Raw genomic sequence first — 19925 nt, 5'->3', positions numbered from 1 at the left:
CTTGTTCCCGGAACGCCATGCGGATGCGCGGGAAGCGCCCCGCCCGATGGACCCGGCGCCGCGCTCCGCCGTTTCGGCCCCTGAGACCTCCAGCGTCGGAGCCGCCGCGTGATCCCCTTCGGTCTCCGCTCGCCCCAGACCGGCGACGCGCTCCACCACGACACCCCCCACTCGTTGCGCGAGGGACGGCGCGGGCCGCGCTGGCCGGTCGTCGACGGCATCCCCTACCTGCGGGTCGGCCGGGACGACCTCGTGCAGGCGGTGCTCGGCCATCTCGACAAGGGCGCGCCCGGCCACGCCCTCGAACTGCTCCTCGCCGATCAGGATGCGTGGTGGACCGGGCCGCCCGCCGATCCGGCGCGGCTGCGCGACCTCGTGCGGGAGATGAAGTACATCTCCCTGCGCGAGGCCGTGGACCGGCTCGGCTGGGGCCGGGTCGGCGACTACTTCGTGCATCGCTGGACGGATCCGACCTTCCTCGCCGGCCTCGCCCTGCTCGAAGCCCACTGGAACGCCCCGGCCTGCGTGTTCGAACTCGCCTGCGGCATCGGCCACTACCTGCGCGAGTTGCAGGGGCGGGGCGTGCGGACCTCCGGGGCGGACGTGGTCTTCGCCAAGCTCTGGGTCGCCCGGCACTGGGTGGTGGGCCAGCGCGCGCAGCTCGTCTGCTTCGATGCCGGCTCGCCCCACTGGCCGATCGAGGGCGCGCCGGTCGATCTCGTGGTCTGCAACGACGCCTTCTACTTCCTGAAGGACAAGGGCTGCATCCTCGACTGCCTGCGCAAGACCGCCGGCGAGGAGGGCTGGCTCGCCCTCAGCCACATCCACAACAGCGCCCGGGCCGGCTTCTCGGCGGGCCACGCCGTCTCGGCGGCGGAGATCGAGGAGCTGTTCCCGGACGGGCTCGTCTACGACGATGCCGAGCTGACCCGCGCCCTGGTGCAGGCCCGCGCCCCGGTCCCGGCCGAGCCTTCCGCCCTCACCGGGGTCGAGGCCTTCTCGGTGGTGTGCGGGCCCGGCATGCGGCCGGCGCCGCGGGCGCTGGTCGACGGTCTCACCCTGCCACCCGAGGGCACGCGGCTGCGCCTCAATCCCCTCTACCGGCCGACACCGGAGGGCGACTACGCCGTCGCATGGCCCTCCGAGCGCTACGCGGCCGAGTATGGCGACCTCGCGACCTATCCGCCGCGCTCGCCGGGTCCCGAAGCGGTCGAGGCCGGTCCCGACACCGCCGAGCGTGCCCGGCGGCGCGAATTCGTCTCCCTCCCGGAGCGCTGGTGATGACGGACCCGCGCCCCGTCGGCTGGGGCATCGTCGGCTACGGCTGGGTCGCCCGCGACTTCATGGCCCCGGCCATCGCCCGGGCCGGGCACCGCCTCGTCGCGATCTGCGATCCGGATCCGGGCTGCCGCGCCGCGGCGGAGGCGGCCGGCGCGCGGGCGCATGCGGATCTCGCCGGGCTCCTCGCCGAGCCGGAGGTCGAGGCCGTCTACGTCGCGACCCCGAACCACCGCCATCGCGGCCCCGTGGACGCGCTCGCCGCCGCCGGCCGGGCCGTCCTGTGCGAGAAGCCGATGGCGGCGACGCTCGCGGATGCGGAGGCGATGGCGGCGTCGGTGGCCCGCTCCGGCATCCTCTACGGCACGGCCTTCGATCAGCGGCACCACCCGGCCCATCGCGTCCTCGGCGAGGCCGTCCGCGCGGGCCGCATCGGCACCGTCACGGCCCTGCGCATCGTCTATGCCTGCTGGCTCGACCGGGCCTGGACCTCGCTGCCGGGCCGGACGAACTGGCGCATCGATCCGGCCCAGGCCGGCGGCGGCGCGCTCATGGACCTCGCGCCGCACGGGCTCGACCTCGCGGGTTTCCTGCTCGGCGAGCCGATCGTGGAGATCGCCGCCCTCACCCAGAGCCGCGCGCAGGGCTACGCGGTGGATGACGGCGCCCTGCTGATCGGACGCACCGGATCGGGCATCCTCGTGAGCCTGCACGTCGCCTACAACTGTCCCGAGGCGCTGCCGCGGCGGCGGCTGGAGATCGCCGGCACGGCGGGCCTGCTCACCGCCGAGGACACGATGGGCCAGGAGGCCGGCGGCCGCGTGACCCTCACGGACGGGGCGAGCGGCGGCGTCACCCCTCTGCCCTTCGACGCGGCGGCCTCGCCCTTCCTCGAACAGGTGCGGGCCTTCGGCCGTGCCCTGCGGGACCCGGCCGAGCGGACCGCCTGGTCGGCCGCCCGCGACCTCCACACCATGCGGCTGATCGCGCGCGCCTACGCGGCGGCCACCACCGCGACGACCGGCGCCGACGCAACCGCTCCGGCCGCCTGACAGAACGGGAGAGCGCGTGACCACCGACACGACCAGCCTGACCCCGAACCGCCCGCGCCCCTACCGCTTCGGTGGGAAGCGGGCCATCGAGGGCCTGCCCGCCGCCCTGCCCGAGGCGGCGCGCGCCTATCTCGACGTGCTGCCCCCGGGCCGCGTGGTCGGCTTCCCGCTGGCGCCCCTCGACCGCACGGGCGTCCCCTGCTGGTTCGTGTCGCTGTTCCTGGACGATCCCTACTTCGTCGGCGCGATGCCGAGCGGCATCGGCTACGGCGCCACCGACGACGAGGCGATCATCGGCTCGATCGCCGAGATCGCCGAGAACCTGATGCCGAGCGTGGCCCTGATCCCGCGCCGCAAGGAGCGCGGCAGCTACCGCGACCTCGTGCGGGTGTTCGGGGCCGGCGCGGTGGCCGACCCGCTCACCCTCGGCCTGCCGGCGGGCAGCCCGGTCGGCCGCGACACGGTGCTCGAATGGACCGAGACCATCCGCGCCCGCACCGGCGAGACGGTGCTGATGCCCCTCGACATCGCGGCGACGGATTATTTCGAGCTGTCCCCGGACTACGTCCCCTTCACCAACCTCATCACCAACGGCCTCGGCGCCGGGCCGGACGTGGATTTCGCCCTCGGCCACGGCCTGCTCGAACTGCTCCAGCGGGACGGCAACGGGCTCCTGTTCCGCGCCCTCGACCAGGGCGTGATGCTCGACCTCTCGACGGGCGTCGCCCCCGAGACCCGCGCCATGCTGGACCGGCTGGAGGCCCTCGGCATCCGGGCGATGCCGAAATTCGCCACCGACGAGTTCGGCTTCGCCAACGTCTACTGCGTCGGCTACGACCGCGACCCGTCCCGGGCGCCGGCGCCCATCGCCCTCTCGGCCTGCGGCGAGGCCTGCGACCCCGACCGCGAGCGGGCCCTGCGCAAGGCGCTGCTCGAATTCCAGGCGGCCCGGGTGCGCAAGAGCTTCGGGCACGGGCCGCTCGCCCTCGCCCGCCGCATCACCCCGCCGGGCTATGTCGACGCCTTCATCGAGAAGGCCCTGCCGAGCCTCGACAAGGAGGAGAGCCGGGCGCTCGCCGCCATGCTGCACTGGATCGACAAGCCGGCCGAGACCCTGCGGGGCTTCCTCGCCGACACGGTCTATTCCGAGACGGGCACCAAGCCCTTCGCCGAATTGCCGCGGACGGAGATGCCGGACGGGCAGGCCCGCGGTCGCTTCGCCCGCGATCGGCTGGAGGCGGCGGGGTTCGACGTCCTCTACCTGGACGCCTCGCCCCCGGGCGGCGGCGTCGGCATCGTCAAGGCGATCGTCCCGGGGCTCGAGGTCGAGACGATGAGCTATTCCCGCATCGGCGAGCGCAACACGGCCAAGCTCATCGCGCGCGACCACCCGCTGATCCGCTTCGGACAGGAGACGGAGACCCTGCGCCCGGTGCGTCTGACGCCGGAGGCGCTGGAGCGTTTCGGCGGCCAGCCGCTCTTCGACGTGGCGCTGGCCGAGCGCATCGTCGGCCCGCTCTATCCGCTCTACCGCGAGCCGGAATCGCACCACGCGCCGTTCCGGCTCGAGCGCCGGGGGAGGGCCGCGTGACGCTCCGCTTCGCCTACAACACCAACGGTGCCGCCAACCACCGCCTGGACGACGCCCTCGCGCTGATCGCCGAGGCCGGCTACGACGGCGTGGCGCTCACCCTCGACATCCACCACCTCGATCCCCTGGCCCCGGACTGGGCGCAGGCCGCCGAGCGGGTGCGCGGGCGCCTCTCCGCCCTCGGGCTCGGCTCGGTGATCGAGACCGGGGCGCGCTTCCTCCTCGACCCGCGCGCCAAGCACGAGCCGACGCTCGTGACCGCCGACCCGCAAGGCCGCGCCCGCCGCGTCGCCTTCCTCAAGCGGGCGGTCGACATCGCGCAGATCCTCGGCTCGGAGGCGGTGTCGTTCTGGGCGGGCGTGCCGAAGCCGGGCGTCGATCCGGCTGCGGCGCGCGACTGGCTGCGCGCCGGCCTGGAGGAGGTCGTCGCCCACGCGGCCGGGCGCGGCGTCGTCCCGGCGCTGGAACCCGAGCCGGGCATGCTGATCGAGACCGTGGACGATTTCGCGGGCCTGCGGCTCGCGGGCCTGTCGCTTGCCCTCGACACGGGCCATTGCCTCGTCACCGGCGAGCGCGACCCGGCGGCGGCGGTGCGGGACTTCGCGGATCGTCTCGGCACGGTGGCGATCGAGGACATGGCGCGGGGCGTCCACGTGCACCTGCCCTTCGGCGAGGGCGACATGGACGTGGCGGGCGTGCTCGACGCCCTGGAGGCGGTGAACTTCGACAAGCTCGTCTGCGTGGAGCTGTCGCGCGAGAGCCATCGGGCCGACCGGATGATCCCGGAGGCTTTGCGCTTCCTGCGCGCATGCCGGGGAGGCCGCCCGTGAGGATCTGCTTCGTCAGCCGGCGCTACTTCCCGGCCATCTCCGGCATGAGCGTCTACGCCCAGAATCTCCTGCGCGAATTGGTGCGGGCTGGGCACGACGTCACCATGGTGAGCCAGTACCGGGGCGACGCCTTCGGCACCCGGGTCTATGGCGGCGGCCCGCCGCCGCCGGTCGCCGGCGTGCGGGTGATCGGGCTCGAACAATGCGGCGAGCAGGAGGGGGGCGACTTCGAGCGCGACATCAATGCCATGGTCGCGACGATCACGGCCGAGCACCGCAAGGCCCCGTTCGACGTGCTGCACGCGCAATACGGCTACCCCACCGGCTGGGCGACGCTGCTCGCCTCCCAGGCTCTCGGCGTGCCGAACGTGGTCTCGATCCAGGGCGGCGACGGCCACTGGGTCGGCTCCTGCTGCGAAACCCATCGCCTCGCCATGGTGCGGGTGCTCGCCCATGCCAACGCCCTCCTGATCGGCGGGCACTCCTTCGTGGCCGAGGTCTGCGACCGGCTGGGCTCGGATCCGGACCGCTTCACCATCGTGCCGGGCGCGGTGGATACCGAGCGCTTCCGCCCGCCGGCCGGCGGGCGGCCGGGCGCTGCGGGCGAGCCGGTGCGGCTGTTCTATCACGGCCGCGTCGACCGCCGGAAAGGCGTGCTCGACTTCATCGACGCCCTGAGCCTGCTGCGGCTGCGCGGAACCCCCTTCGCGGCGGTGATCTCCGGCATCGGGCCGGACGTGGAAGCGGCCCGGGCGCTCGCCGCCGATCTCGGTTTTCCGGAGAGCGCGCTGCGCTTCACGGGCTACGCCGATTACGACTCGGTGCCGGCCCTCTACGGGCAGGGTGACGTGTTCGTCTCGCCGACCTACGCGGAGGGTTTCTCCAACACGATCCTGGAGGCGATGGCGGCGGGTCTCGCCGTGGTCTCGACCCACTCGGTCGGCGTCTCGGATTGCCTGCGCGACGGCGAGAACGGCCTCCTCGTCCAGCCCGGCGACGTCGCGGCCCTCGCCGACGCGCTCCACCGGGTGATCACGGAGCGGGACCTGCGCGCCCGCCTCGCCGCCGCCGCGCTGGAGGAATGCCGCCGGGTCTATTCGTGGACGGCGGTGGGACGCCGGATCATGGAGGTCTACGCCGCCGTGCGGGACCACGCCCCCGATCCGGTCGATCCGGTCCTGCCGCACGACCCGTCCTGCCGCTTCCGCGCCGAGCCGCACCTCCTCTGATGCCGCTCGCCCTCGCCCTCTCGCCGCATCTCGACGACGCCGCCTTCTCCTGCGGCGGCACCCTGGCGCAGCTCGCGCGCCGGGGCTGGCAGGTGGAGGTCGCGACCCTGTTCACCGCGAGCGTACCGGACCCGGCCGGCTTCGCGCTCGCCTGCCAGCTCGACAAGGGGCTCGGCCCGGAGGTGGATTACATGGCCCTGCGGCGGGCCGAGGACGCGGCGGCCTGCGCCCGCCTCGGGGCGGCAGCCCGACACGTCCCCCTGCGGGAGGCCCCGCATCGCGGCTACGGATCGGCCCCGGCCCTGTTCGGGGATCTCGCGCCGGGGGACAACGTGCGCCCCGCCCTCGCGGACGCCCTGCGTGCGCTCCTGGCGGAGACGCGGCCCGACCTCGTCCTCGCGCCGCAGGCGGTGGGCGGGCACGTCGATCACGTGCAGCTCGTGCTGGCGCTGCGGGCGCTTGTGCCGGAACGACCGGTGCTGTGGTGGCGCGACTTTCCCTACACGGTGCGCCACGCGGATCCGAAGGAGCCGTTCCGGGCGGATTTCGCCGGGCTCCCGGAGGCGGCCGTGCGCCTCGCCGCCGAGGACGAGGCCGCCAAGCGCGAGGCCTGCGCGGCCTATGCGAGCCAGCTCGGCTTCCAGTTCGGGGGGCTCGCGGGACTGGACTCCCGTCTGGCGGTGGAGGAGGGACGCGAGCGCTTCCGGATGCAGGGCGCGATGCCCGGCAGCCTCGATCGGATGCCTGATACGGTTTCCGGAAGATCACTTTCGGAAACCGTATCACGAGCCCGCGCGGCGCCTGAGCGAGGCCGGTTTCCGCATCGCGAAGCGATCATCCGGAAACCGTATGAGCGGTAGGGTGCAGGGCCCGCAGGGAACCCCTCTGCCGCGGCGCCAAGCGGCGACGGCGCTCGCGCAACTCGGAGCAGGAGATCAAGAGAAACCAGCGGGCAAAGCACAGATATCAAAGCCTACGGCGTGCATGCGCAACCCGTCCTCATGCTGAGTTGGCGTGAGGCGCCTTCCGGGCTCGTTCAGCCGATGAGCTCACGACCGGGATGAGCGCACGGCGTCGCCCCTCCGGAAATCAAGCCTCCCCGCCGTCGTCCCTCACGCCGCCGCATTCGCCCCGGCCGTGGCGACCGGGGGTCGCAGGGGCAGCGTGGGCAGCCAGGATGCGCCGTCCTTCACGACGTAATCCCACAGCGCCCGCGCGGCCGGGCTCAGCACCTTGTCGGCGCGCCGCACCACGAACCACTCCCGGCGGATCGGCAGGCCCTCGACGTCGAGGAGCACGAGGCGGCGGCTCGCCACCTCGGCGGCCACCGTGTGGCCCGAGATCAGCGCGATCCCGAGGCCCGCCATCACGGTCTGCTTGATGGTCTCGTTCGAGCCGCTGTCGATGCCGAACCGGGCGCGCTTGATCATCACGCCGGTCATGAACTCCTCGAACACCGTGCGGGTGCCCGAGCCGTATTCCCGCACCAGGAACGGCTCCTCGGCGAGATCCGCCCGGGTCAGTCCGATGCGGCCGGCGAGGCGGTGCCCCGGCGCGGCGATCACCACCAGCGGGTGCGGACCGAAGGATTCCGCCGCGATCGGGAAATCCCGCGGCGGACGCCCCATGATGGCAAGGTCGACCTTGTAGTCCCGGATCGATTCGAGCGTCGCCCCCCGGTTGCCGACCACGAGGTCGATCTCCACGGAGGGGTATTGATGCACGAAGCCGCCGATGATCTGCGGCGCGAAGTACTTGGCGGTCGAGACGACGCCGATCGACACCCGGCCGCCGCTGCCGCCCCGCAGGGCCTTCAGGCGCTCCGTGCAGGTCTCCAGCACCGTGTTGATGCTGTCGATCGCCCACAGCATCTCGCGCCCCGCATCGGTGGGCTTCAGGCCGGCGCTGGTGCGGTCGAACAGCAGCAGGCCCGCCTCGTCCTCCAGCGACTTGATGCGGGCGGTGAGGGCCGCGGGTGTCACGTTCAGCTCCTGCGCGGCGCGCGTCATCGTGCCGAGCCGCGCGATCGCCGCCACGGCCTGGAGCTGCTTGAGGGAGAGATTGCGCATCACATCCTGCCGCCTTCGCCCCATGCTCATTTTTTTTGAACAGGGAGGCAAGTTTTTTCACATTTGCCCGCGGGGACCAGCCCCCTCATAGTTGCAGCCAAGGCGACCCACGGGCCTGAGGCGACGGCTTCCGGCACGGGCTCCCGGGATCGGACCCGGATGTGCAGAGCAGGAAGCGCCGAGCACGGAAGGGATGGCGTGATGCAGTTCGGGACGCCCCTCGGCGCCTGCCTCGCGGGCGAGGAGGGTGGTGGCGATCGTGCGGTCGCGGCCGTTCTGACGGCGCTCGCCGCCGTGGCGGCCGAGACCAGCGCCCTCCTCCGGACCGTCCGGCCCGAGAGCGGATCCGGCCCGAACGGCCTCGAGGGGGCGGTGCGGGCGCGCTTCACCGCGGCCCTGCGCGACACGCCGACGGCGCTCCTCGCCTTGCGGGAGGCGGAGGGCGCGGAGGTGCTCGACCCGGGCGGCGCCCTCGCCGTCGCCCTCGCCCCTCTCGACGGGGCGGACACCCTCGACGGCAACATGCCCGCCGGCACCATCTTCTCGTTGCGACCGGCCGCGGACGGCGAGGCCTTCCGCCAGCCGGGGCGCCGGCAGCTGGCCGCCGGGTTCGTCACCTACGGCCCGCGCACCGACCTCGCCCTGACCTGGGGCGGCGTCGCCCGGATCTTCACCCTCGACCCGGCCTCGGGCGTGTTCCACCTCAGCCGCGACGCGGTGGCGATCCCGCCGACGAGCCCGCTCTACGGGATCGACGCCGCCAATGCCCGCTTCTGGGAGGCGCCGATGCGCGCCTTCGTGGACGATTGCCTGCGCGGCCTCGACGGACCGCGGGGGCAGGACTTCGCCATGGCCTGGTGCGCCTCCCTCGCCGCGGGTGCCCACCGCGTCCTGTCACGGGGCGGCGTGCAGATGATGCCGGCCGAGAGCCGCCGCGGCCGGGCCAACGGCCCCACCCGCCTCGTGCACGAGGCCGCGGCCATCGCTCTCGTCATGGAGGCGGCGGGGGGCGCCGCGACGGATGGGCGCGACTCCCCGATCCTCGACCGCGCGGCCCTCGACTTGCACCAGCGCACGCCCTTCGTGTTCGGCTCGGCCGAGGAGGTCGCCTGCGTCGGCAAGTACCACGACGGCCGCCGCCACACCGGGGCCCGCTCGCCGCTCTTCGGCCAGCGCGGCCTGCTGCGCGCCTGAGGCGCTCCCCCTGAGGCGGGATGTCTGGACCTTTGGTGCGGTCGCGTTTTGCCTGCCGAACCGGCATCCATAGGATCGGGATTCCCGCAACGGGACTGGCTGCACGATGTCCGCTCTCCACCCGATCATCTCGGTGACGGGCTCCTCGGGAGCCGGCACCACGTCGGTGCGCAACACCTTCGAGCAGATCTTCCGGCGCGAGAGCGTCACGGCGGTCTATATCGAGGGCGACGCCTTCCACTCCATGGACCGCGCCACCATGCGCAAGGCCATGGCCGCGGAACCGACGCTGAGCCATTTCGGCGAGCGGGCGAACCTGCTCGCCGAACTCGAAGCCGTCTTCCGCTCCTACGCCGAATCCGGCCGCGGGCGCACCCGCCACTACATCCACGACCGCAGCGATGCCGAGCGCTGGGGCGGCGCGCCCGGCACCTTCTCGGCCTGGGAGGAGTTCGCCGAGGAATCCGACCTGCTCTTCTACGAGGGCCTGCACGGCGCCGTGCACAACGAGCGCCTCAACATCGCGCAATACGCCGACCTCAAGATCGGCGTGGTGCCGGTGATCAACCTCGAATGGATCCAGAAGCTGCACCGGGACCGGGCGACGCGGGGCTATTCCACCGAGGCGGTCACCGACGTGATCCTGCGCCGGATGCCCGACTACGTGAACGTCATCTGCCCGCAATTCACCAACACGGACATCAACTTCCAGCGCATCCCGACGGTCGACACCTCGAACCCCTTCATCGCCCGCTGGATCCCGACCGCCGACGAATCGATGGTGGTGATCCGCTTCCGCGACCCCAAGGGCATCGACTTCCCCTACCTGATCTCGATGATCGCCGGCAGCTTCATGTCGCGGGCCAATTCCGTCGTCATCCCGGGCGGCAAGCTCGACCTCGCCATGCAGCTCATCCTGACGCCGATGATCCTCCAGCTCGTGGAGCGCCGCCGGCGATTGCTCTAGCGGCCACATAGCGGCCCCGGCCCCGATTTGCCGGCTCCCCAGCCGGCCGGCCCCGCGCTATAGACCAAGGTCCAAAGGATGACCGCGCGGTGCTCAAGGCTCTCATCTTCGACGTGGACGGCACGCTGGCCGAGACCGAGCCCCTGCACCGGGAATCGTTCAACCTCGCCTTCGCGCGCCACGGGCTCCCCTTCTCCTGGGACGAGGCGCTCTATGCCGACCTGCTCCAGGTGACGGGCGGCAAGGAGCGGCTGCGGCACTACCTCGCCCGCTACCGGCCGCCGGGCATCGACGGCATCGGCCCGCTCCTGCCGGAGATCTACGCCGCCAAGACCCGGGCCTACGGGGAGCTGGTGGCGCAGGGGCGGCTCGTCGCCCGGCCGGGCGTCCTGCGGCTCGTCGCGGAGGCGAAGGCCGCGGGCCTGCGTCTCGCCATCGCGACGACGAGCCATCCCGACAACGTCGCGGCCCTCATCGCCGCCCTGTTCCCGGCGGAGGACCGGCCGTTCGACCTCGTGGCGGCGGGGGACGCCGTCGCGGACAAGAAGCCGGCCCCGGCGATCTACGCGCTCGCCCTCGACCGGCTCGGCATCGCGGCGGCGGAGGCGGTCGCCTTCGAGGATTCGGCGAACGGCCTGAAGGCTGCGCGGGGGGCCGGCCTGCCGGTCGTGGCGACGCCGAGCCGGTCGCTCCCGGCGGACGATCTCGGCGAGGCGTCGGCGGTCGTCTCCGACCTCGGCGAGCCGGGATGCCCGCACCGGCTCCTCGCGGGCGAGCCCTGGCCGCACGGCATGGTCTCCGTCGCTGCCTTGCGGACGTGGCACGGGCGCTGGGCCGCCGCTTGTCCTGCCGGAGGGATGGCGTAAGACTCCGGCTTCCGCGACGGCGGGACGGGTACGGCTTGGTGGATTCCCTCGATGTCGGGTGAGTGGTCGAACCGGGACGTGACGGAATCCGGGCGCGCGGAGCTGCCCTACCGGCTCCGGCAGCAGGGTTTCCTCGGCTCCCTCACGCGGATGCTTCTCCAGAGCCGCGATTTCGGTGCCTTTCTCCAGCGGGCGAGCGATGCGGCGGCCGAGGGTCTCGGCGCGCCCTGCGCGCATGTCCTCGAGTATCGCCCGCACGATCACGATTTCCTGATCAAGGCCGCGACCGGCTGGCCCGACGTCATCCTCGGGGCGAGTTGTCCGGCGGCGGACGAGGCGGCCCCCGCGGCCTACGCCTTCCGCACCGGGGCGGGGGTGCTCGCCAACGGCCTGCCCGACACCGCGCGCTTCCGCCTGCCCGACCCCTTCGGGGGAGCGGGCATCCGCCACGCGGTCAACGTGCCGATCGTGCTCGGGGAGGATGGCCGGCGCGCCTACGGGGTGCTGGAGGTCTGCGGCCGGGAGGATCCGGGCTTCGACCGGGCCGATCAGGACTTCCTGGCGGGCCTCGCCGGGCTGATCGGCCTCGGGGTGGAGCGGGCCCAGGCCGACCTGCGCCTGCGCGACGCCCTCGACCACCAGGCGCTCCTCGCCCGCGAGATGAGCCACCGGGTGAAGAACAGCCTCGGCGTCGTGGCGGGCCTGCTGCGCCTGCAATCGCGCGACACCCACTCGGAGGAGGTGCGCTACGCCCTGGAGGATGCGGGCGCGCGCATCGCCACGGTGGCGCAGGTGCACGACCATCTCTGGCGCGGGCTGCACGTGGGCACGGTCGAGGTCTCGGGCTTCGTCCGCGAGCTCGTGAGCAAGCTGCAGGAGGCCGCGCCCGGCCACCCGCTGCATTGCGAGGCCGATCCGCGGGTGATCGCCGCCGATCAGGCGATCCCGATCGGCCTGATGGTCAACGAACTCGTCACCAACGCGGTCAAGTACGCCTATCCGGGCGGCACCGGCCCGGTCCATGTCCGCGTCGCCGTGCGCGGCGACCGGCTGCGCGTCGACGTGTCGGACAACGGTGTCGGCCTGCCCCCGGGCTTCGACGTGCATTCCCGCCAGCGCAGCCTCGGGCTCAAGATCATCAACAATCTCACCCGCCAGCTCGACGGCCGGCTGACCGCCGAGCCGAACAACCCGGGCGCCCGCTTCGTTCTGGACATGCCCCTCGACTGACGGCCTTCGCCGCCGGAACACCGGAAAACTGCCTCTCAGGCAGGCAGGCTGCCCGCCAATATGTCTATACAATTGAGGGCGCCGCCGCTACGAAAGGTCGGCGCGCCTTGGCGGCGATGGGGCAGCAGGAGGACGGGATGAGAGCGGCTGCGATCGGGATGGGCCTCGCCGCGATGCTGACGGCACCGGCCTTCGCGCAGGACACCAAGGTGACGATCGGCATGAGCGGCTGGACGGGCTTCGCCCCGCTCACCCTCGCCAAGGATTCCGGCATCTTCCAGAAGAACGGCCTCGACGTCACCATCAAGAAGATCCCGCAGGCCAGCCGCCACCTCGCCATCCGCTCGGGCGACGTGCAATGCGCGGCGACCACCGTCGAGACCTGGGTGGTGTGGAACGCCAACGGCGTGCCGACCAAGCAGATCTTCCAGCTCGACAAGTCCTACGGCGCGGACGGCATGGTCGTGCGCAACGACGTCGCCGCGATCAAGGACCTCAAGGGCAAGACCGTCGCCGCCTCCGTGCCCGGCACCGCGCCCTACTTCACCCTGGCCTGGATGCTCAAGCAGAACGGCCTGTCCCTGAAGGACGTGAAGGTGGTCAACCTGGAGCCCGGCCCGGCCGCCCAGGCCTTCGTGGCCGGCCAGAACGACGCGGCGGTGACCTACGAACCCTACCTCTCCACGGTCCGGGCCGCCCCGCAATCGGGCAAGATCATCGCCACCACCCTCGATTACCCGATCATCATGGACACGTTCGGCTGCACGCCGGACTTCCTGAACCAGAACCCGAAGGCCGCCAAGGCCCTCGCCGACAGCTACTTCGAGGCCCTCGACCTCATCGCCAGGGACCAGGCCAAGGCGTTCGAGATCATGGGCGCCGACGTCAAGCAGACCGGAGAGGCCTTCGCCGCCTCGGCGAAGTTCCTGCGCTGGCAGGACCGCGCCGCCAACAAGGCGTTCTTCGCGGGCGACTTGCAGAAGTTCTCGAACGAGGCGGCCGACCTGCTGCTCGAGATCGGCATCATCAAGCAGAAGCCGGATATCGACGCGCTGGCGGATTCCCGCTTCATCCAGTGAGCGGCATGCGTCCGCTCCAGCCGGTCGGCCGCGCCCCGCGCGCGGCCCTCGGGATCGGGTTCTTCGTCCTGTTCGTGCTGGCCTGGGCCGTCGCGACGCTGGGCGGCTTCGTGCCCGCGACCTTCCTGGCCGACCCGCTCACCATGCTGCAGGACGGCTGGCTCCTGCTCACGCGGTTCGGCTTCCTGTCGGATATCGGCGTCACGGTCTGGCGCGTGGTCGGCGGCTTCGTCCTCGCCGCGGCGGTCGCGGTGCCGCTCGGGATCCTGATGGGCGCCTACAAGCCCATCGAGGCGTTCTTCGAGCCCTTCGTCTCCTTCGCCCGCTACCTGCCGGCCTCGGCCTTCGTGCCGCTCCTGATCCTGTGGGCGGGGATCGGCGAGATGCAGAAGCTCCTCGTCATCTTTATCGGCTCGGTGTTCCAGATCGTGCTGATGGTGGCGGTCTCGGTGGGCCAGGTGCGGCGCGACCTCGTGGAGGCCGCCTACACGCTCGGCGCGAGCGACGCCGGCATCATCCGCCGGGTGCTGATCCCGGCCACCGCCCCCGACATCGCCGAGATCCTGCGCCTCGTGCTCGGCTGGGCCTGGACCTACGTCATCGTCGCCGAGCTGATCGGCTCCTCCTCGGGCATCGGGCACATGATCATCGAGAGCCAGGCGCTGCTGGCGACGGGCCAGATCATCTTCGGCATCATCGTCATCGGGCTGATCGGGCTCGCCTCGGATTTCCTGTTCAAGGCGGTCAACCGGCAGCTCTTCCGGTGGAAGCTCGCGTGAGCGCCCCCGCCGCCGTCGCGATCGAGGGCGTGTCGCGGGTCTTCCCCGGCATGGGCGGGCGCTCGCCCCTGCGCGCCCTCGACCCCACCGACCTCACGGTCGCGGCCAACGACTTCATCACCATCCTGGGGCCGTCGGGCTGCGGGAAGTCGACGCTCCTGCGCATCGTCGCCGGGCTCGACACGCCGAGCGCAGGCCGGGTCCTGGTCGGGGGCAGGGAGGTGCGCCGGGCCGGGCCGGACCGGGGCATGGTGTTCCAGTCCTACACCCTGTTCCCCTGGCTCACCGTGGCCGAGAACATCGCCTTCGGCCTGCGCGAGCGCAGCGTGCCCGTCGCCGAGCGCCGGGAGATCGTGGCCGCCTATATCGACAAGGTGGGCCTGCGCGGCTTCGAGGGGCACTACCCCAAGCAGCTCTCGGGAGGCATGCAGCAGCGCACGGCCATCGCCCGAGCGCTGGCCAACGACCCGGCGATCCTGCTCCTCGACGAGCCCTTCGGCGCCCTCGACAACCAGACCCGCGGCCTGATGCAGGAACTGCTCCTCGGCATCTGGGAGCGCGAGCGCAAGACCGTGATCTTCGTCACCCACGACATCGAGGAGGCGGTGTTCATGGCCTCCCGGGTGGTGGTGATGACCGCCCGCCCCGGACGCATCAAGGCCGACGTCCCGGTCGACCTCGCGCATCCGCGCCACTACACCGTGAAGACGAGCCCCGCCTTCTCGGACCTCAAGGCCCGGTTGACGGAGGAAATCCGCAGCGAGGCCGTGCTGGCCGCGCAGGAGCATTAGACAGGGAGGTCGTCATGGGGATCGCCGCGGAGGGCATCGTGGTGGTGGGCGCCGGACAGGGCGGCTTCCAGCTCGGCGCCTCCCTGCGCGAGGGCGGCTATCACGGCCCGGTGACGCTGATCGGCGACGAGCCGGGCCTGCCCTACGGGCGCCCGCCGCTCTCGAAGGCCTACCTGACCGGCAGGACCGATGCGGCGGGCCTGCTGCTGCGCCCGCCGGCCTACTACGCCGAGCACGCCATCACGGTCCGCTCCGGCGAGCGCGTGACGGCGATCGACCGGGCGGCGCAGCGGGTCACCCTCGCCTCGGGCGAGGCCCTGCCCTTCGCGCATCTCGTGCTCGCGACCGGCACGCGCAACCGCCCCCTGCCGGTGCCGGGCGCCGACCTGCCGGGCGTCCACCAGCTGCGCAGCCTCGCGGAGGCCGACGCGCTGAAGGCCGCCCTCGACGGGGTCGCGCGGGTGGCGGTGGTGGGGGCCGGCTTCATCGGGCTCGAATTCGCCGCCGTCTGCGCCGGCAAGGGCATCGCCGTCACGGTGATCGAGGGGCTCGACCGGGCGCTCGCCCGCGCGCTCTCCGCCACCATGGCGGGCGCGATGACGGAGGCGCAGGCGGCAGCGGGGGTGCGCTTCCTGTTCGGGGCGCAGGTGGAGGCGATCGCCGGCCGCGAGCGGGCGACCGGGGTGGTCGTCCGGGGCGGCGAGACGGTCCCGGCCGATCTCGTCCTCGTCGGCATCGGCGTCCTGCCGAACCAGGACCTCGCCGAGGCGGCCGGCCTCGCCGTGGGCAACGGCATCGCGGCCGACGCGATGCTGGCGACGACCGATCCGGCGATCTCCGCGATCGGCGACTGCGCGGCCCATCCCTCCCCCCACGCGGACGGCGCGCGCGTGCGGATCGAATCGGTCCAGAACGCGGTCGACGGCGCGCGCTGCGTGGCGGCCCGCCTCACCGGCCGGCCCGCCGCCTACACGGCGGTGCCGTGGTTCTGGAGCGACCAGGGCTCCCTGAAGCTCCAGATCGCCGGGTTGAGCACCCCCGCCGACGACGCCGTGACACGCGGCACGCCGGGCTCGGGCTTCTCGGTCTTCCGCTACCGGAACGGCCGGCTCAGCGCCGTCGAATCCCTCAACCGGCCGGCCGACCACATGATCGCCCGGCGCCTCCTGCAGGCGGGTCTCAGCCCGACGCCCGCGGAGGCCGCCGATCCCGGCTTCGACCTCAAGGCCTTCGCGCTCTCGGCCGCCTGATACGGTTTCCGGACGATCACTTTCGGAAACCGGATCACGAGCCCGCGCGGCGCCTGAGCGAGGCCGGTTTCCGCATCGCGAAGCGATCATCCGGAAACCGTATGAGACGCCTCAGCTCGTTCCGTCGTCGTTCTCGGTGGTGAGTTCGCGCGGGTGGATGCCGTCGTTCACCGGGGCGCTGCCGCGCAGGCGCGCGCCGGGCTCCGGCCCCTCCGTGAAGGTCACGCCGGCGGCGATCAGGGCGCCGCGGAGCGCATCCCGCTGCCCGCGCCCCGGCGGGTAGGTTCCCGACTCGAAGCTGCGGATCGCCGCCGCGTCGACGTTGGCGCGCAGGGCGAGATCCGCCTCCGACCATCCGAGCAGATCCCTCGCCCGCCGCACCTGCCCTGCCGTGATGTCGCTGCCGCCGTTCACCGTTCACCCCTTCGCCTGTCAGCCCCGGACGGGCGTCTCCGCCCGCGGCGCTTCACCCAGGCTAACGGCGGGACGGGCCATTCGTTGCCTTACGGCCAAGCTTTCGCCGGCTCACGCCACCGTACAGCCAAGCTCGCTGCAAAAATACAACAGTCATCGACGAGTCTCGACTTCTCCCCGACGCGCGCGAATGCGCGCCCGGCCGGAGGGTTGCACGGCTCCGCTCGCCTCACTAAGGTCCGCCGCAACAGCAAGGCTCGATGGGGCAACCAATGATGGCGATACGGATGGCGGCCGCGGCCGGTGCCGTCGCGCTCGTGGCTTTTGCCACTCAGGCGTCGGCGCAGTCGATGCTCGGCTACGGTCAGAAGAACCGCGACAAGCAGGAGCAGAAGCAGTACATCCCGGCGGCCAAGGCGCAGGAGAAGATCTTCCCGCTCGATTCCACCTGGACGGCGGTGAGCCTGAACGGCAAGCCCTTCTCGGGCGGCGACCGTCCGAGCTTCATCATCGACAAGCAGTACCGCGCGCGCGGCTTCGGCGGCTGCAACACCTTCGCGGCGACGGCCTTTCCGCTGAAGGAGCAGCACCTCGCGGTGGGTCCGCTCGCCATCACCAAGAAGTCCTGCGACAAGGCCCTGAGCGCGGCCGAGATGCAGTTCCTCTCGGCGTTCCGCACCTCGGGGCAGTGGGACATGGTCGGCTCGCAGCTTGTCATCAAGTCCCAGGCCGGCGAGCTGCGCTTCGACCGCTCGCTCTGACCGATCGATCCGGTCGATCGACCAGCGGATCCGCCCGGCGGGTCCGCTTTTTTCGTTCGAGCCGGATGAAGAACGGCCGCGATTCGCGTCTCGCGCGCGAATCCGCGGCGTTCGCGCATGGAATGCCGATTGTCCCTCGCCCGCGGCTGCTCTAAGGCGGCAGCGATCTGTCCAAGAAGACCGGCGCCCTGTCCGCGGTGCGGCTCGCGGAGGGAGGCGGCGCGCGGCCAGACGGTGCAAGGGAGGCACGAGATGCGGGTGCTGATGAGAGGTTTGATGGCCGCGGCCCTGATGGCCGGAGCCGTCGTGGGCGCGCAGGCGCAGGACAAGGCGCCGGTGAAGGTCGGGGCCATCGAGATCCTGACCGGCCCCAACAGCCGTTACGGGATCGCGATCCAGCGCGGCTTCGATCTCGCCCTGGCCGAGATCAACAAGAACGGCGGCGTGCTGGGCGGCCGGCCGCTCGCCCTCGCCTACGAGGACTCGGCGGGCGCCAAGGAGCAGGCGCTCAACGCCGCCCGCAAGCTCATCGGCCGCGACAAGGTTCCGCTGATCCTCGGGCCCACCCTCTCGAACGAGATGTTCGCCGCCGGCCCCGTCGCCAACGAGCGCAAGGTTCCGATCGTCGGCACCTCGACCACGGCGAACGGCATCACGGCCATCGGTCCCTACGTGTTCCGCACCTCCCTGCCGGAGGCGGATGTCATCCCGGTGACGCTGCGGACCGCCAAGGAGAAGTTCAACGTCAAGCGCGTCGCCGTGATGTACGGCAACGACGACGCCTTCACCAAGTCGGCCTACGACGTGATGAAGGGCGCGCTCGCGACGCTCGGCATCGAGGTCCTCACCACCGAGACCTTCGGCTCCAAGGATTCCGACTTCTCGGCCCAGCTCACCAAGATCAAGGGTCTGAACCCGGACGCAATCGTGCTCTCGGCCCTGGTCGAGGCGGCGTCCGGCATCGCCCTCCAGGCCCGCCAGCTCGGCATCGACCCGAAGGTGTTCATCATCGGCGGCAACGGCCTGAACTCGCCGAAGCTCGGCGAGATCGCCGGCACGGCGGCGGACGGCACCATCGTCGGCAGCCCCTGGTTCATCGGCAAGAAGGACCCGGCGAACCAGTCCTTCGTGACCGCCTTCCGCGAGAAGTACGGCGATAGCCCCGACCAGTTCGCCGCCCAGGCCTACGACACCCTGTTCATCGTCGCGAAGGCGATCGACGCGGCCGGCGCGCCGGAATCCGAGAAGATCAAGGACGCGCTGATCAAGGTGAAGCACACGGGCGTGATGGGTCCGTTCTCGTTCTCCGAGAGCCGCGACCCGGCCGACACCTCGGGCGTCGTCGTGCTCACCATGAAGGGCGGCAAGTTCCAGCTTCTGGAATAGGCCCGGCGCGTCGGGGGCGCGCGGGCCACCCTCGACGCGCGCCTCCCGAGGGCCTCGCCGGCTCTCATCCGCACGGGATGCGGGAAAAGCGTGAGGGAGCAGAGATGGCCGCAGAAGCGCCGAACCCCTGGGCCCGGCGTGGGGAAATCCGTTTCGATCCGGGCCGGCAGCTTGAAGTCCGGCGCGGTTCCCCCTCTCCCGGGTGGGAGAGGGGCCGGGGGATCGAAGATCCCGCGCCCGCCCGCAGCACCAGCCCCACAACCCCCAGTCCTCCCCATGCTTGAGCAGCAGCTCGTCAACGGCGTCGTCCTCGGGGCGACCTACGCGCTCTTCGCCCTCGGCTTCACGCTGATGTTCGGCGTCATGGGCGTGATCAACCTGACCTACGGCGTCTACTTCGCCATCGGGGCCTTCGCGGCCCTGTGGTCGACGCAGAGCCTCAACCTCGGCATCGTGGCCGCCCTGCCGGTGGGCGCCGTGGTCGCGGGCCTGATCGCGGTGGCGATCGACACCCTGCTGCTCACCCGCCTGCGCAAGACCAAGGCGCCGGAACTCGCCTCGCTGATGGTGACGCTGGGCGCGACGCTGTTCCTCTATGCGGGCCTCGCCGCCTCGCTCGGCACCGAGATCCGCCGCTTCCCGGCGGCGGTGTTCGACGGCGGCGCCTTCAGCCTCGGCGCCGTGCGCATCGGCACCACCCAGCTCCTGATCGTGGGCGCGGCCCTCGCCTTCGTGGCCGCCCTGATGGCGCTGGTGCGCGGCTCGCGCCTCGGCCTCGCCATCCGGGCGGTGGCCGAGAACCCGGACGCGGCGGCGCTGATGGGCATCAACGGCGGGCTGATGCTGCGCGTCGTCTCCTTCCTGTCCGGCGCCATCGGCGGCGCGGCGGGGGTGCTGGTCGGGCTCAACTTCAACGCCATCCAGCCCTTCATGGGCGAGCACATGATGCTGCGCGGCTTCGCGGTGATCATCGTGGGCGGCCTCGGGGACCTGCGCGGGGCGCTGCTCGCCGGCCTGATCCTCGGCTTCGCCGAAGTGCTCACCGCCGCCTACCTGTCCTCGACCTTCAAGGACCTCACCGCCTTCGCGCTCCTCGTCGCCACCCTGTGGTTCCGCCCGCTCGGCCTGTTCGGCCGCGCCGCCGCCAAGCGAGCCTGAC

Annotated in this window: 19 protein-coding genes; 17 read left to right on the top strand and 2 right to left on the bottom strand. The window is 71.9% G+C overall.

The annotated features are described in order from the left end of the window. The first annotated feature begins 108 nt into the window (after positions 1-108). The 6 genes from ACE101_RS18275 to ACE101_RS18250 are packed head-to-tail and all read left to right on the top strand — an operon-like array spanning position 109 to position 6840. Entirely contained in the window at positions 109-1281 is a 1173-nt protein-coding gene (locus ACE101_RS18275; RefSeq protein ID WP_379132329.1) for a class I SAM-dependent methyltransferase, read from the top strand. Further along, complete coding sequence (locus tag ACE101_RS18270) at positions 1281-2330, top strand: Gfo/Idh/MocA family protein (protein WP_379132326.1); 1050 nt, start codon at positions 1281-1283, stop codon at positions 2328-2330. The genes ACE101_RS18275 and ACE101_RS18270 overlap by 1 nt, the downstream gene beginning before the upstream one ends. A 16-nt stretch (positions 2331-2346) precedes the next feature. Next, positions 2347-3921, top strand: a complete 1575-nt coding sequence (locus ACE101_RS18265; protein ID WP_379132323.1) for a YcaO-like family protein — start codon at positions 2347-2349, stop codon at positions 3919-3921. Next, positions 3918-4751 (top strand): sugar phosphate isomerase/epimerase family protein, encoded by an 834-nt coding sequence (locus ACE101_RS18260; protein WP_379132320.1) that lies wholly within the window; start codon positions 3918-3920, stop codon positions 4749-4751. The genes ACE101_RS18265 and ACE101_RS18260 overlap by 4 nt, the downstream gene beginning before the upstream one ends. After that, positions 4748-5980 carry a glycosyltransferase family 4 protein gene (locus tag ACE101_RS18255; protein ID WP_379132317.1) on the top strand — a complete coding sequence of 411 codons (1233 nt, stop codon included), beginning with the start codon at positions 4748-4750 and terminating at the stop codon, positions 5978-5980. Before ACE101_RS18260 ends, ACE101_RS18255 begins: the two co-directional genes overlap by 4 nt. Beyond that, the gene (locus ACE101_RS18250; protein WP_379132315.1) at positions 5980-6840 is read left to right on the top strand and encodes a PIG-L deacetylase family protein; all 861 of its coding nucleotides are present in this window, start codon (positions 5980-5982) and stop codon (positions 6838-6840) included. The genes ACE101_RS18255 and ACE101_RS18250 overlap by 1 nt, the downstream gene beginning before the upstream one ends. A gap of 252 nt (positions 6841-7092) precedes the next feature. On the opposite strand, the gene ACE101_RS18245 is transcribed toward ACE101_RS18250, so the two are convergent. Further along, positions 7093-8049, bottom strand: a complete 957-nt coding sequence (locus ACE101_RS18245; RefSeq protein WP_379132313.1) for a LysR family transcriptional regulator — start codon at positions 8047-8049, stop codon at positions 7093-7095. Positions 8050-8250: 201 nt separating this feature from the next. Here ACE101_RS18245 and ACE101_RS18240 point away from each other — a divergent pair, with 201 nt between their 5' ends. From ACE101_RS18240 to ACE101_RS18205, 8 genes are all read left to right on the top strand, one after another. Beyond that, positions 8251-9243, top strand: a complete 993-nt coding sequence (locus ACE101_RS18240) for a fructose-bisphosphatase (protein ID WP_379132310.1) — start codon at positions 8251-8253, stop codon at positions 9241-9243. 106 nt (positions 9244-9349) lie between these two features. Further along, entirely contained in the window at positions 9350-10210 is an 861-nt protein-coding gene (locus tag ACE101_RS18235) for a phosphoribulokinase (protein ID WP_379132307.1), read from the top strand. 89 nt (positions 10211-10299) lie between these two features. Then, positions 10300-11076 carry an HAD-IA family hydrolase gene (locus ACE101_RS18230; protein ID WP_379132304.1) on the top strand — a complete coding sequence of 259 codons (777 nt, stop codon included), beginning with the start codon at positions 10300-10302 and terminating at the stop codon, positions 11074-11076. Between the two features lie 51 nt (positions 11077-11127). After that, positions 11128-12306, top strand: a complete 1179-nt coding sequence (locus ACE101_RS18225) for a sensor histidine kinase (protein WP_379132302.1) — start codon at positions 11128-11130, stop codon at positions 12304-12306. Positions 12307-12443: 137 nt separating this feature from the next. Next, complete coding sequence (locus ACE101_RS18220; RefSeq protein WP_379132299.1) at positions 12444-13385, top strand: ABC transporter substrate-binding protein; 942 nt, start codon at positions 12444-12446, stop codon at positions 13383-13385. Between the two features lie 5 nt (positions 13386-13390). Next, entirely contained in the window at positions 13391-14164 is a 774-nt protein-coding gene (locus tag ACE101_RS18215; RefSeq protein WP_379132296.1) for an ABC transporter permease, read from the top strand. A 50-nt stretch (positions 14165-14214) separates the two neighbouring features. Further along, a complete protein-coding gene (locus ACE101_RS18210) occupies positions 14215-14955 on the top strand; it encodes an ABC transporter ATP-binding protein (protein WP_379138775.1) in 741 nt (246 codons plus the stop codon). Between the two features lie 14 nt (positions 14956-14969). Beyond that, entirely contained in the window at positions 14970-16205 is a 1236-nt protein-coding gene (locus ACE101_RS18205) for an NAD(P)/FAD-dependent oxidoreductase (protein ID WP_379132293.1), read from the top strand. Positions 16206-16316: 111 nt separating this feature from the next. Here ACE101_RS18205 and ACE101_RS18200 read toward each other — a convergent pair whose 3' ends face one another. Next, the gene (locus tag ACE101_RS18200; protein ID WP_379132291.1) at positions 16317-16619 is read right to left on the bottom strand and encodes a helix-turn-helix domain-containing protein; all 303 of its coding nucleotides are present in this window, start codon (positions 16617-16619) and stop codon (positions 16317-16319) included. Positions 16620-16891: 272 nt separating this feature from the next. Between ACE101_RS18200 and ACE101_RS18195 the strand changes: the two genes are divergently transcribed. The 3 genes from ACE101_RS18195 to ACE101_RS18185 all read left to right on the top strand — a co-directional run bounded on the left by ACE101_RS18195 (position 16892) and on the right by ACE101_RS18185 (position 19924). Continuing rightward, the gene (locus tag ACE101_RS18195) at positions 16892-17380 is read left to right on the top strand and encodes an META domain-containing protein (RefSeq protein WP_379132288.1); all 489 of its coding nucleotides are present in this window, start codon (positions 16892-16894) and stop codon (positions 17378-17380) included. 276 nt (positions 17381-17656) lie between these two features. Continuing rightward, positions 17657-18766 (top strand): ABC transporter substrate-binding protein, encoded by a 1110-nt coding sequence (locus tag ACE101_RS18190; protein ID WP_379132286.1) that lies wholly within the window; start codon positions 17657-17659, stop codon positions 18764-18766. A gap of 276 nt (positions 18767-19042) precedes the next feature. Then, a complete protein-coding gene (locus tag ACE101_RS18185; RefSeq protein WP_379132283.1) occupies positions 19043-19924 on the top strand; it encodes a branched-chain amino acid ABC transporter permease in 882 nt (293 codons plus the stop codon). Position 19925: the final 1 nt, after the last annotated feature.

This window comes from Methylobacterium carpenticola, assembly GCF_042748905.1.
GTDB lineage: Bacteria > Pseudomonadota > Alphaproteobacteria > Rhizobiales > Beijerinckiaceae > Methylobacterium > Methylobacterium carpenticola.
Note: the sequence above shows the minus strand (reverse complement) of the source record. Positions and strands in the feature narration are given on the sequence as shown.